Below are 13900 nucleotides of genomic sequence, written 5' to 3'. Positions count from 1 at the left end.
ATACCTTTCTCCTTTACTAAAGTAGATTCTAAACGGTATAAAGTGATGTTACAATTACGCCTTTCCCATCCTTTAAAGGAATGGATAATAACTGTTTTTCTTCTTGTACCTTAAAATAAAAAGGAGCAACTAACACATCTAAACCACTTTTCTTTTTTAGTCTAATTCCTTGTCCCGAAATAATAGCTGCATTCGGTACAAAATGACCTTCCGGTACATGCTCGGTTATAATGATATATTTAAAATCTGCTAATTTATTCAGTATATTTTGTACCTCAGCATTCGAGAGATGCTGTAATACTTGTCGTAATAAAACACAGTCGCCAGAAGGCAAATTGTCTACTGCAATATCCAAACATTGAAATTCTAAATTTTCAGCTTTAAAAGTTCTTTTATTATGTGCAATAAGATTAGAAACAATATCGACCCCAATATATCTTTTAGTATGCTTGACCAATTCTTTACCCACATTAAAATCTCCACAGCCTAAATCGCAAACTACTAGCTTATTTTTAAAAGAATTCAAAAAGGAAATAATGCAATCTAAATATGGAGAAACCAATTCTGGGTCATGCGATCCTTCTCCAGAATAAAATGCAGCACTATTACTACCCCAAAGTTTCCTTTCATAAACTTGTTCCATGGCATCTTTAGTTGGCCAAGGCTTCTTTATCTCTTTAGATGTTTTTTTCTTTTGCTTCATGAATTCGCTATGAATAAGTGCCCATATAAAAGCATTTTAATATATATTTTCCAGTAAAATTAAAATAATCCTTTGCAACCAAACTATAAATAAAAGTTAAAACGTTTTTTTATTACTAAACGATTAGTTAGTTTTGTCCTGTAATTAGAATATTCCGTTTTCACGGAAAGCAAATATGGCTAGAAAGAAACAATATAACGAACAAGAAGTAGTAGAAAAAGCGATGCACCTTTTTTGGAAAAATGGCTATGAAACTACCTCTATGCAAATGCTTGAAAAAGAAATGGGCATTAACAAGTTCTCTATATATTCTAGTTTTGGCAACAAACACGGATTATTTCTAGAAAGCTTAAATCTTTATAAGTCTAAAGTAAACGCTTATTTACAAAAGCTAAAAAACGGAACAAATGGTGTTGCAGACATTAAACAATTCTTTTACGATTCTGTAAGTTCCAATTTTAAAACCGACGAAATAAAAGGTTGTTTTGTAACCAATACGTATAATGAATTTTCTGAAAAAGAAGATGTATGCATCCAAACACAAATGAATTCATTTATGGATAATTTAAAATCCATCATTATAGAAAAATTACAAATGGATGCTACAAAAGATGCGCAAACGATAGCAAAACAAGCTAATTATTTATTATTAGCAAAACATGGTTTAGCAGCTGCAGCAAGAGTTAATACCAAACAAGAAATAGAAGATTATATAGAAATGACCTTCCAAAATTTATAAAACATTTTTTTTACACAATAACTAAACGAACGTTTAGATAAAATTAACATACATATTAAACTAAAAAGAAAAATTATGACAACATTAAAAATTCACAACATTGAAACTGCTCCTGAAGCAAGCAAACCTTTATTAGAAAACTCTCAAAAAGCTTATGGAATGATTCCTGGTTTACACGGTGTATTAGCTGCGTCACCTCAATTATTAACCGCATACCAAACCTTACACGAATTATTTACACAAACCTCATTTAACGAAGAAGAATTGACTGTCGTTTGGCAAACAATCAACGTAGAACACGCATGTCATTACTGTGTTCCTGCACATACAGGAATTGCAAAAATGATGAAAGTAGATGATGCTATTACTGAAGCTTTACGTAACGAAACACCTTTAGAAAACGCTAAATTAGAAGCTTTACGTACAATGACTTTATCTGTTGTTAGAAATCGTGGTAACGTATCACAAGCAGATTTAGATGCTTTTTACGCAGCTGGATATGGAGAACAACAAGTATTAGAAATCATTTTAGGATTATCTCAAAAAGTAATTAGCAATTATACAAACCATATTGCAAATACACCTGTGGATGCTGGTTTTCAAAAATTTGCTTGGAAAAAATAAAATTGTAGTCCTAAAACTACAGATTAATAGCTGTAAACCTTCCTCTTTTTTTGAGGAAGGTTTATTAATTTTATAAAAAAAAATATCATGATAAAAGTATCTGTAATGTATCCAAACGGCAAAGATGTACAGTTTGATGCAGCATATTATAAAACAAAACATTTACCAATGATCGTAGATGCTCTTGGTAGTGCTTTAAAAGGTTTAGAATTAGATTTAGGATTGGCTAGCAGAGTTCCTGGTGAACCGGCGCCTTATGTAGCCATCGCACATTTGAAATTTGATAGTGTAGCGTCTTTTCAAGAGTCTTTTGGACCTCATGCCGAAACCTTTGCTGCAGATATAAAAAACTATAGCAATGTAAAAGGAGAACTTCAAATTAGTGAACTAATAACTTTTTAATGATGTCAAAAAAACTTAAAATAGATATCGTTTCAGACGTTGTGTGTCCGTGGTGTACCATTGGATACAAGCGTTTGGAAAAAGCAATCCAAGAACTTGGTATTCAAGATCAAATTGAAATAGAATGGCAACCATTTGAGTTAAACCCAAATATGCCAGCCGAAGGTCAAAATGTAAACGAGCATATTACAGAAAAATATGGTTCTACGACAGAGCAACAAAACCAATCGAAGCAAATGATGACAGAAGCTGGTGCGGAATTAGGTTTTACCTTCGATTATTTTGATGAAATGCGTATGGTGAACACTTTTGATGCTCACGTTTTATTAGAATATGCTAAAGACTTCGGAAAGCAAACCGAACTAAAAATGGCATTGACTAAAGCGTTTTTTAGCGATAGAAAAGATGTGTCTAAAAAAGATGTTTTAAAAGAAGTACTTTTAAGTGTTGGTCTTCCTGCAGACGAAGCTTTAACTAAATTAGATAATGAAGAAGCACGTAAAGAAGTAAGAACGAAACAAGACTATTGGAAAAACATGGGTGTAAACTCTGTACCAACTATTGTTTTTAATCGTAAAAGCGCCGTTACAGGAGCGCAACCTGTAGAAACTTTTAAACAAGTTTTAACCGAATTAATTAAAGAACAACAATCGGTTTAATGTAACCCATTGTTTAATACACAACCCATGGACAACAATAAAAACACTGGAGAATTAGACGTTTTATTAGATAAAGTACGTCAAGCAGGTGCCGCGAAATTTACAGACGAAAAGAAACAAATATATGCCGACGGCATTGCTAGTGTTGCTAAATCTGGCGTACTAGATACTGCCTTAAATGTTGGTGACAAAGCACCCAATTTCACTTTAAAAAATGCCTTAAACGAAGCGATTACGTTAAACGATGTACTTAAAAACGGACCTGTAGTTTTAACATGGTATCGAGGTGGTTGGTGTCCGTATTGCAATATCACATTGCATGCTTTACAAGAAAAATTACCTGAATTTAAGAACGAAGGCGCTACACTTTTAGCTTTAACACCAGAATTACCGGATAACTCTTTGAGTACTTCCGAAAAAAACAATTTAGAATTTGCCGTTTTAAGTGATGTAGGAAACACTATTGCAAAAGAATATGGTGTTGTTTACACGTTAACAGACGACGTCGCTTCTATGTATAACGCTGGTTTTGGTTTAAATAAGGTAAATGGAGATACTAGTAACACCTTACCTTTAGCTGCCACTTATATTATTAATACCAACGGAATTATCACGTATGCATTTTTAGATGCAGATTACACAGCACGTGCAGAACCTTCAGAAATAGTATCTGCTTTACACAAGTTAAAATAATGTATTTTTATTAAGAAAAACATATCAATGAAAAATTTCAGCTACATCCTTATCCTTTCTGTTTTACTGCTTTCTTGTAAAGAAAAAACAGAAAACAAAGTGGAAACTAAACCTGTTACGGCACAAACCGAAACACCAAAAATAACGCAAATAGCATCCTTTAAAGGGCAACAAGTAACTGGGGTTTCCGTGAGTAATGCAGGTCGTGTTTTTGTAAACTTTCCAAGGTGGAGAAAAGGAGTTAAGAATGCTGTAGCAGAAATTACAAATGGAACAAACGCTGCTTTTCCAAATGAAGCATGGAACTCTTGGGAAATAGGAGAAAAAACAGAAACTAATAAATTTGTTGGGGTACAATCTGTGGTGGTTTACGACGATCTGATTTACATTTTAGATACCAGAAGTGCACTTTTTCAAGAAGTTGTAGATGCACCTAGAATTTTTGTTTTTGATATAAACACCAAAAATTTAGAGCATACTTATATTTTGAATGAAGATGCTTATCATCCTAATTCTTATATAAACGATTTACGTCTTGACAAAAAGAATAACAAAATCTACTTCACAGATTCTGGTAATTCTGGTTTAGTCATTTTAGATTTAAAAACGGAAAAGTTCACTAGAGTTTTAGATAATCATCCTTCGACAGCAGCAGAATTAGATTTTTTAACTTTTGAAAATAAGAAATGGACAAATGCTGTACATTCCGATGGAATTGCTTTAGATTCCAAGAATAACAAATTATACTACCATGCTCTTTCGGGTTATAGTTTATTCAGCATACCAACAAAAGCACTAATTTTGGATGATGAAAAAGAGATTGAAAACGCAGTAACTTTTGAAGCTAAAACTTCTGCACCAGATGGAATGATTTTTGACGAAAACGGAAACTTATATTACGCAGATTTAGAACATAACAAAATCAAGTATCGCAAACCAGATGGTAGTATACATACTTTAGTGGAAGGTAATGCCATAAAATGGGCAGATACCTTTAGCATATACGATGGTTATTTATATTTCACAAACTCTAGGATTCATGAGGTTACTGCAGATATTTCTGAAATGGAATTTACCATTAATAAAATTGCCTTAGCAAATTAGTTTTTGATGCTTCTAGAGTAAACCGAAAGTAAAACATTACATATCTTCATAAAATGAAAACCAAACCTAAAGTATTATTCTTTGATGTAAACGAAACCCTTTTAGATCTAACCGCTATGAAAAAACGGATTGGAGCCGCTTTAGGCGGAAAAGAAGATTTACTATCCTTATGGTTTACAACAATGTTACAATATTCGTTAGTGGTTTCTGCAAGCGGACAATACAAACCGTTTGGTCATATTGGTGCTGCCGCTCTGCAAATGGTTGCTGCAAATAATGATATTCTAATTTCTGAAGATGAAGCAAGAAAAATTGTTGCAAGTGCCATGCAGAATTTACCACCGCATCCAGAAGTTAAGGATGCCTTAGCAGTATTAAAAAAGGAAGGATATACTTTGGTAGCACTTACTAACTCAGACACAGAAAGCTTAAAAAACAAATTTAAAAACGTAGGTTTAACACCTTATTTTGATGCGTTATTAAGTATTGAGTCTGTTGGTAAATTCAAGCCTTTTACCGATGTTTATCATTGGGCAGCCAATAAAATGAACGTTAAACCACAAGACTGTATGCTTATTGCTGCACATGGTTGGGATGTTGCTGGCGCACTTTGGGCTGGTTGGAGAGCTGCATTTATTAGCAGACCCGGACAACAAGTATTTCCTTTAGCTCCTAAGACTGAAATTAATGAAAGTGATTTGCAAAAAGTTGCCAATATCCTTATTTCTTATACCTAAAGGATAAAAAGAAGTTTCAAATAATGCAATGTTATTTTCGTAGTATTTAGAAATGATAAAAAGCATTTTCTAAATGCTCTATTTCAAAGGTTTTTCCCGTTTTAACGATGGCAATAATATCAAAACGTACTTCCACATCTAGTTTATTCGTGGTTACATAATGGTCTACTGCTTTTACTATGCGTTGAATTTGCTTCGGTTTTAAAAAGTCTTGCGGATTCCCAAAATCGATAGTAGATCTGGTTTTCACTTCTACAATAGCAAGAGTATCTTTTAGTTTAGCAATAATATCCACTTCGGCTTTTTGAAATCGGTAATTGCGTTCCATAATTGCATACCCCTTTTGCAATAGAAAATCTACTGCTAACTCTTCTCCCTTTTCACCTAGTTCATTATGTTGTGCCATGTTCACTTCCCACGAAAGTGGGAATCTCTTCTAATTTATTATTATACAGGCAGGAATCTCTTCAAGCCAGCTAAATTTAATTTCACGAAAGTGGGAATCTCTTTTGTTTTATTATAATAAAGGCAGGAATCTCATCCTACTTCTTATTCCTATTATTTCATTGTTCTGTCATTCCGCACTAGATGCGAAATCTATATTAAAAAGGCATCCTAAACCCAATTCCGTATAACAAGTTTTTACTCTTCAAAAACAACGGTACTTTTATCCTTTCCAACAGTTATCGTAGCATTTCTACCAAGTATCAAAGCACGGTTATCTTTTTCATGACCAGCAGGAACATTAAAAACGATAGGGAAATCATATTCCGCTAAAACATCTAAAATAAGTTGCTCTACCGAAGTTCCCCAAGGTGTTGTATTTTTTCGCATCTTACTCATGTCTCCAACCATAAGACCCTTGCAGTTTTCAAAATAACCAGCACGCTTTAAACTTTGAAGCATTCTATCAATATGATATTTATACTCGCCTATTTCTTCAATAAATAAAATTTTATTAGAAGTATCGATGCTGGTATTAGAACCCAACATGGTGTGCAAAATGGTTAAGTTTCCACCAACCACAGGAGCGGTTACTTCTCCTACTCTATTATACTCTGATCCTTTTAAAGTATATGCAATTGGCCTTCCAAAAAGGGCATCTTTAAAAGTTGCTATACTTTCTTCTATTTCACTTAAATCCTTAGTCAAACTTACACACATTAAAGCGTGTAAAGATTGAAACCCTTCGTTATGTACTTGATTATGCAATGCCGTAATATCACTATAGCCAATAATCCATTTTGGATGCTTTTTAAATTGCGTATAATCTAATTTATCTAAAATTCTAACCGTTCCATAACCACCTCTAGCAGACCAAATAGCGCTAATTTTTGGATCGTCTAATGCTTGCTGAAAATCTTCACAACGCTGTGCATCTGTTCCTGCAAAGTGATTGTCTTTACTAAAAACATGCTTTCCTACAACGACATTTAAACCCCAACTTTTAAGTAAAGATTTCGCTTGTTCCACTTCTCCTTTTCTGTTTTTAAGTATTCCGGAAGGAGCAACAATAGCAACAGTATCTCCTGATTTTAAATAATCTGGTTGTATCAAATTCGTAGTATTTTTAGTACTATTATCTTGTGCAGTAAGTGTCATAATTCCGAAGAAAAAAAACACACAAAACAATTGTAAAAAGTTTCCTTTTTTAGTCATAATGTAAATGTACATTTTTTTTCTAAATCCCTCTTAAAAAGCGTACTTTTGTGGCTTCAAAAAGAAATTTACAATGTCAAAAAGATATACTATTACTGCTGCGTTACCATATACTAACGGTCCAATTCATATTGGTCATTTAGCCGGTGTTTATGTGCCAGCAGATATTTACGCTCGTTTTATGCGTTTAACAGGAAACGATGTTGCCTTTATTTGTGGAAGTGATGAGCATGGTGTTCCAATCACTATTAAAGCGAAAAAAGAAGGGGTAACGCCGCAAGACATTGTAGATAAATATCACGCAATTATTAAGCAATCTTTTGAAGACTTCGGAATTACTTTCGATAACTACTCGCGTACTTCTGCGAAGATTCATCACGATACAGCTTCTGAGTTTTTTACAACTTTGTACGATAAAAACGAATTTGTTGAAGAAATTACAGAGCAATTATATGACGAAGAAGCAAATCAGTTTTTAGCAGATCGTTTTGTAGTTGGTACTTGCCCTAAATGTGGATTTGAAGAAAGTTATGGTGACCAATGTGAAAACTGCGGAACAAGTCATAACGCAACCGATTTAATAAACCCAAAATCGGCTATCACAGGAAATGTACCAACATTAAAACAAACCAAACACTGGTTTTTACCTTTAAATAAACACGAAGAATTTCTAAAAGAATGGATTCTAAAAGGTCATAAAAAGGATTGGAAACCGAATGTTTACGGACAAGTAAAATCATGGATTGATGATGGTTTACGTCCGCGTGCAGTAACCAGAGATTTAGATTGGGGAATTCCTGTACCACTTGAAGGAGCCGAAGGAAAAGTACTTTACGTTTGGTTTGATGCACCAATTGGCTATATCTCTTCTACTAAAGAATGGGCAGCGCGTGTTGGAAAAGATTGGGAACCATATTGGAAAGACAAAGACACCAAACTAGTACATTTTATTGGTAAAGATAATATTGTGTTTCACTGTATTATTTTCCCAGCAATGCTAAAAGCAGAAGGTTCTTATATTCTTCCAGATAATGTGCCAGCAAACGAGTTTTTAAATCTAGAAGGTAAAAAACTTTCTACTTCAAAAAACTGGGCTGTTTGGTTACCTGAATATTTAGAAGATTTCCCAAACCAACAAGATGTATTGCGTTATGCATTAACAGCAAATGCACCAGAAAGTAAGGATAACGATTTTACTTGGAAAGATTTTCAAGCAAGAAACAACAACGAATTAGTAGCCATTTTTGGTAACTTTATTAATCGTGTAGTTGTTTTAACAAATAAATATTACGAAGGAATTATTCCGGAACCAACCGATTTTTCAGAAATAGACCAAGAAACTCTTGCTGCAATTAAAGCATATCCAAATGTAATTTCTAGCTCTATTGAAAGATACCGTTTTAGAGAAGCTGGTCAAGAATTAATGAATCTTGCTCGATTAGGAAATAAATATTTAGCAGACGAAGAACCTTGGAAGGTTATTAAAGTAGACGAAGCACGTACAAAAACCATTATGTATGTTGCACTGCAAATCGCTTCCGCTTTGGCAACATTAAGCGAACCGTTTTTACCGTTCACTTCAGACAAACTAAAAGGAATTCTTAATAGCAAATCTAGTGAAAACCAAACGTCTTGGGATGAAGTTTCTACCAAAGAAATCTTACTTCCAGCTGGACATAAAATAGGAAAAGCAGAATTACTTTTCTCCAAAATTGAAGATGAAGAAATTCAGAAACAATTAGACAAATTAGAAGCTAGCAAAAAAGCTAACGAAATAGCAAATGCAGTAGTAGAACCACAAAAAGAAACGATAGCTTTTGAAGATTTTACAAAATTAGATATTCGTGTTGGTACTATTTTAGAAGCCGAAAAAATGCCAAAAGCAAAAAAGCTTTTAGTACTTAAAGTAGACACAGGAATTGACGTAAGAACCATTGTTTCTGGTATTGCAGAAAGCTTTACTGCAGAAGAAGTAGTTGGTAAAAAAGTAACTGTTTTAGTAAACCTTGCTCCTAGAGCATTACGTGGAGTAGAAAGTCAAGGGATGATTTTAATGACCGAAACGCCAGATGGTAAATTGGTATTTGTAAATCCCGATGATGCTAATGTTAGTAATGGATTGCATATTAGTTAAGATGAAAAAAGGAATACGCTTATTTATTCTTTTAATTGTTATATCCTGTAAAACTGCAACACCTAAAAAAAAGGTAGCAACGTTTAGTCTTTCCGATAGTTGGTTACTCACAAAAGTATCTTTTGTAGAACCCAATATGTATGACAAGACAATTCTTTTTAATGATGCAACAAACCTCTGTTTTAAAGATAGTCGTTGGTATTTTAATTCAAAAGAATCGGTTGGTACCTATGCAATAAATGACCTTTATTGCACTATTGGCAAGCGTAAAATTTCGTATCGATTCCTTAAAACCGAAGAAAAAACAGGGTATTCTCATATCGTTTTAAATGCAGAGAATAAAGCTGGAAAAACGCAAGATTACAGAATTAAAATAACAGAGCTTTCCAACGATTCGATGCAATGGAATTACGTTGTGTATGTTAAAAAAAAACGATATACAGTTAATATGCAATTTCAAAAAGCGTAGTAAACCCATATTAATGAAAACCTCGTAGTATAAAACTTCGAGGTTTTCATTATTATACATTTTCTACCATTTAATCCCGAACCAAATTTCTATAAAACAAATTATTACTATCTAATCCAAGAGCGCTGCATCCTTCAAAAAAGTCAACTCTTATTTAATACCTGCATCTACAAATACTTACTCCAGAACAGCTGTATTACTGTTTGTTTTACTACAGACTTATATACACGTTTATTTTTGTTAAAATTTAGCTAAACCTAAGGGTCCAAAAATCTATTTTCATCCAGTTTCACGTACATTTACTAGTACTAAAATTATGGTATGCGTTATCATTTTATTGGATAATGTCATTCTCCATCTAGTATAAAATTTATATTGAAAAAAACTTAAAACTAATTTATGAAACATTTAATACTATGCTTATTGACCGTTTGCCTCCTTTCTTGTGGCACAACTAAAACGGTTAGACAATCCAAAAAAGTAATCAAAGGTGATTGGGTAATAGACAATATTACGTACAGCGAAGCAGGAACTTACAATGTACAACTATTGGGCGACGCTTCAAAAGAATGCTTTGAAGGTAGTACATGGAATTTTATTCCAAATAACAATACAGGAACCTACACTGTAAATAATACCGAGTGCACAGATGGTGTTCGAAACTTTGTGTTTACTATTAAAGAAATTGATGAACTAACTGGTTTATATGATTTCTTACTAAAACCTACAAACGAAAAAAACAAATCGGAAACAAATACTGGCTTCCGATTAAATCTTGCTGCTTTGTCTGACACGCAAATGCAATGGAAACAAACGGTGGATCTAGAAGGAAAACCGTTTACAATAACTATTAACTTTTCAAAACTTTAAAACCCTATGAAAAATACTATAAAAAAGACTGGAATTATACTTTTTACAATGCTTTTAGCAATTAACTTAAGTAACTGTAAATCGGTTGAAAATGCAAACAACAAACAAAAAGGTGCTGTTATTGGTGCTACAGGTGGTGCTATTTTAGGTGCCATTCTTGGAAACAACATAGGAAAAGGAGGCAATGGCGAACTAGGTGCGGTTATTGGCGGTGTTGTTGGTGGTGGCGCTGGTGTTCTTATTGGAAACAAAATGGATAAGCAAGCCCAAAAAATTGAAGAAGAAATCCCAGGAGCCACAGTAGAACGTATTGATGATGGTATTGTTGTTACTTTTGATGAAAACAGCGGTGTATATTTTGCAACAGAAAAGTACAATATCAACAATGCTTCCCAAGAAACTTTAAATAAATTAGTCGGTGTTTTTAAAGAGTATCCTAACACAAACATATTAGTTGTTGGTCACACAGATAGTTCTGGTAATGAAGACTACAACATGACGCTTTCTAAAAACAGAGCTAATGCAGTGACTAATTACTTAACGAGTCAAGGTTTAAGTTATGGTCGTTTTACAACCAACTGGTTTGGAGAGTCACAACCAATGTACGACAATACAACTGCGGAAGGTAGAGCAAAAAACAGACGTGTAAATATTGCTATTTTACCTAATCAAGCAATGATTGATGAAGCCAATCAACAAACTGGTAATTAAAATTTTATTTACATTTGTATATATCTCGTTTTCATTGTTATTTTGAAAACGAGATTTTTTATATCCACTTAATTTTCAGCACAACCAATGAGCAACTTATTACGTTTTATAATTTCCAAAACCCAATTAGCAGAAACTTCAGTAAAAAACACCGTTGCACTTTTAAACGAAGACTGCACTATTCCTTTTATTTCTAGATACCGAAAAGAAGCTACTGGAAATTTAGACGAAGTACAAATTGGAGATATTGTAAAATACAAAGAAGAATTTGAAGCTTTAGAAAAACGAAAAACAGCTATTTTAAAAGCCTTGGAAGAACAAGAGGTTTTAACTTCAGAATTAGAAGCAAAAATTAAAGGCTGTACCGATTTAACGACACTTGAAGATCTATACTTACCATATAAGAAGAAGCGGAAAACCAAAGCAGAAACTGCTAGAAAAAACGGATTAGAACCTTTGGCAAAGATTATTATGAGCCAAAATGCTAACGATATAGAATCCATCGCTTATACCTATGTAAAAGGAGAAATCACTTCTACTGAAGATGCTTTAGAAGGCGCGAGACATATTATTGCCGAATGGATTAACGAGCGTACAGATGTTAGAAATAACATTAGAAAACAGTTGGAACGTTACGCAATCATTTCCACGAAAGTGATAAAAACAAAAAAAGAAGACGAAAAGGCACAAAAATTTAGAGATTACTTTGCATGGGAAGAATCTTTAAATAGAATTCCTTCGCATCGATTACTTGCTATTTTAAGAGCCGAAGCCGAAGGATTTATCCGTGTAAAAATAGAGATCGACAATGAAAGTGCTTTACATAAAATAGAAAACAAAATCATACGCTCTCAAAACGCATGTGCAGATCAAATAGAATTAGCAATAGCCGATGCATACAAACGTTTACTTTTCCCTTCATTATCTAATGAAGCGCTACAAATTGCAAAAGACAAAGCAGATGCGTCTGCAATTAGCGTATTTGCCAATAATTTAAAACAACTCTTATTAGGTTCTCCTTTAGGTGAAAAAAGAGTTCTTGCCATAGATCCCGGATTTAGATCTGGATGTAAAGTGGTTTGTCTAGACGCACAAGGACAACTCCAACACAATGAAAATATTTATCCGCATGCGCCAAAAAACGATAGCATTGGAGCCATGAACACGATTAGCGCTTTGGCAGATACTTACAAGATTGAAGCCATTGCCATTGGGAATGGGACAGCTTCCCGAGAAACAGAAGCTTTAATTCGGGAAATTCATTTTAAAAAGGATGTTCAAGTATTTGTGGTTAGTGAAGCTGGAGCAAGTATTTATTCGGCATCCAAAATTGCTCGTGAAGAATTTCCAGATTACGATGTAACGGTAAGAGGTTCGGTTTCCATTGGAAGACGTTTGCAAGATCCTTTAGCAGAACTCGTGAAAATTGATGCTAAATCTATTGGTGTTGGACAGTACCAACATGATGTGGACCAAAGCAAGCTTCAAAAACAGCTAGATATTGTAGTAGAAAATTGTGTAAATAGTGTTGGCGTAAATATCAATACTGCTAGTAAAAGTTTATTGAGTTATGTTTCTGGTATCGGACCAAAACTAGCCGAAAATATTTTTAATTACAGAAATGAAAACGGCGTATTTACTTCAAGAAACGAAATAAAAAAAGTGCCAAGATTAGGAGGAAAAGCTTTTGAGCAAGGTGCTGCTTTCTTAAGAATAAAAGAGGCTAAAAATCCGTTAGATAATTCCGCAGTACATCCTGAAAGTTATAAGATTGTACAAAAAATGGCAAAGGACTTAAAGGTATCTGTAGAAGATTTAATAGGAAATACGGTATTACTTCAGAAAATAAATTTAAAGAATTACAGTTCGGAAACAGTAGGATTATTAACCTTGGAAGACATTCTAAAAGAGTTAGAAAAACCAGGCTTAGATATTAGAGAAGAAGCCATAGCATTCTCCTTTAATCAAAATATTAAAACGATTAACGACTTGGAAGAAGGGCAATTATTACCAGGGATTGTAAATAATATTACCAATTTTGGGTGTTTTGTAGATGTTGGTATTAAAGAAAGTGGATTGATACATGTTTCTAATCTTTCCGACTCTTTTGTTAAAGACGTAAATGACCATGTACATTTACACCAACAAATCATTGTAAAAGTTCTTGAAATAGATGCAGTTAGAAAGCGTATTCAGTTAAAATTGCACAAATAGTTGTAAAAAATCGTAAAAAAACCACTTAATTTTTGGAAAAATGACCGTTAATGTGCTATATTCGTACTTTGTCGATGAAATCATTGTCAAAATACCCTAAAAACCCTAACAATAGCATGGAAATGTTTAATGAAGATTGCTTTTCATTAAACATTTTTAAAAACATTATTTAGAAGACGGAA

General features: G+C 33.5%; 15 protein-coding genes. 12 read left to right on the top strand and 3 right to left on the bottom strand.

The genetic code is table 11. The features are described from left to right. Nucleotides 1-28: 28 nt before the first annotated feature. Nucleotides 29-703, bottom strand: coding sequence for a class I SAM-dependent methyltransferase (locus FG167_RS06740; RefSeq protein ID WP_203460659.1), 675 nt, complete (start codon nucleotides 701-703; stop codon nucleotides 29-31). Between the two features lie 175 nt (nucleotides 704-878). On the opposite strand from FG167_RS06740, the gene FG167_RS06735 reads away from it, so the two are divergent. From FG167_RS06735 to FG167_RS06705, 7 genes are all read left to right on the top strand, one after another. Continuing rightward, nucleotides 879-1442, top strand: a complete 564-nt coding sequence (locus FG167_RS06735; RefSeq protein WP_203460658.1) for a TetR/AcrR family transcriptional regulator — start codon at nucleotides 879-881, stop codon at nucleotides 1440-1442. 75 nt (nucleotides 1443-1517) lie between these two features. Then, the gene (locus FG167_RS06730; protein WP_203460657.1) at nucleotides 1518-2066 is read left to right on the top strand and encodes a carboxymuconolactone decarboxylase family protein; all 549 of its coding nucleotides are present in this window, start codon (nucleotides 1518-1520) and stop codon (nucleotides 2064-2066) included. 87 nt (nucleotides 2067-2153) lie between these two features. Then, on the top strand, nucleotides 2154-2468 hold the full coding sequence (locus FG167_RS06725; RefSeq protein ID WP_203460656.1) for an EthD family reductase: 315 nt from the start codon (nucleotides 2154-2156) through the stop codon (nucleotides 2466-2468). Between the two features lie 2 nt (nucleotides 2469-2470). Continuing rightward, nucleotides 2471-3127 carry a DsbA family oxidoreductase gene (locus tag FG167_RS06720; protein ID WP_203460655.1) on the top strand — a complete coding sequence of 219 codons (657 nt, stop codon included), beginning with the start codon at nucleotides 2471-2473 and terminating at the stop codon, nucleotides 3125-3127. Nucleotides 3128-3154: 27 nt separating this feature from the next. Further along, nucleotides 3155-3820 (top strand): peroxiredoxin-like family protein, encoded by a 666-nt coding sequence (locus tag FG167_RS06715; protein WP_203460654.1) that lies wholly within the window; start codon nucleotides 3155-3157, stop codon nucleotides 3818-3820. A gap of 27 nt (nucleotides 3821-3847) precedes the next feature. After that, nucleotides 3848-4924: an L-dopachrome tautomerase-related protein gene (locus FG167_RS06710; protein ID WP_203460653.1), complete on the top strand. Its 1077-nt coding sequence runs from the start codon at nucleotides 3848-3850 to the stop codon at nucleotides 4922-4924. A 53-nt stretch (nucleotides 4925-4977) separates the two neighbouring features. Beyond that, on the top strand, nucleotides 4978-5661 hold the full coding sequence (locus FG167_RS06705) for a haloacid dehalogenase type II (RefSeq protein WP_203460652.1): 684 nt from the start codon (nucleotides 4978-4980) through the stop codon (nucleotides 5659-5661). 46 nt (nucleotides 5662-5707) lie between these two features. Here the strand turns inward: FG167_RS06705 and FG167_RS06700 are convergent, their stop codons facing one another. Together FG167_RS06700 and FG167_RS06695 are read right to left on the bottom strand one after the other, a co-directional pair. Then, nucleotides 5708-6067: a YraN family protein gene (locus FG167_RS06700; protein WP_203460651.1), complete on the bottom strand. Its 360-nt coding sequence runs from the start codon at nucleotides 6065-6067 to the stop codon at nucleotides 5708-5710. Nucleotides 6068-6303: 236 nt separating this feature from the next. Further along, nucleotides 6304-7335 (bottom strand): LD-carboxypeptidase, encoded by a 1032-nt coding sequence (locus FG167_RS06695; RefSeq protein ID WP_370568415.1) that lies wholly within the window; start codon nucleotides 7333-7335, stop codon nucleotides 6304-6306. 58 nt (nucleotides 7336-7393) lie between these two features. Here FG167_RS06695 and metG point away from each other — a divergent pair, with 58 nt between their 5' ends. The 5 genes from metG (at nucleotide 7394) to FG167_RS06670 (ending at nucleotide 13718) form a co-directional block, all read left to right on the top strand. Then, a complete protein-coding gene (gene metG / locus FG167_RS06690) occupies nucleotides 7394-9454 on the top strand; it encodes a methionine--tRNA ligase (protein ID WP_203460650.1) in 2061 nt (686 codons plus the stop codon). Nucleotide 9455: 1 nt separating this feature from the next. Continuing rightward, nucleotides 9456-9923 carry a hypothetical protein gene (locus FG167_RS06685; protein WP_203460649.1) on the top strand — a complete coding sequence of 156 codons (468 nt, stop codon included), beginning with the start codon at nucleotides 9456-9458 and terminating at the stop codon, nucleotides 9921-9923. Between the two features lie 399 nt (nucleotides 9924-10322). Then, nucleotides 10323-10793: a lipocalin family protein gene (locus tag FG167_RS06680; RefSeq protein WP_203460648.1), complete on the top strand. Its 471-nt coding sequence runs from the start codon at nucleotides 10323-10325 to the stop codon at nucleotides 10791-10793. 6 nt (nucleotides 10794-10799) lie between these two features. Next, complete coding sequence (locus FG167_RS06675) at nucleotides 10800-11504, top strand: OmpA family protein (protein ID WP_203460647.1); 705 nt, start codon at nucleotides 10800-10802, stop codon at nucleotides 11502-11504. Nucleotides 11505-11591: 87 nt separating this feature from the next. Further along, entirely contained in the window at nucleotides 11592-13718 is a 2127-nt protein-coding gene (locus FG167_RS06670; RefSeq protein ID WP_203460646.1) for a Tex family protein, read from the top strand. Nucleotides 13719-13900: the final 182 nt, after the last annotated feature.

The organism is Lacinutrix sp. WUR7, from assembly GCF_016864015.1.
Classification (GTDB): Bacteria; Bacteroidota; Bacteroidia; order Flavobacteriales; family Flavobacteriaceae; genus Oceanihabitans.
Note: the sequence above shows the minus strand (reverse complement) of the source record. Positions and strands in the feature narration are given on the sequence as shown.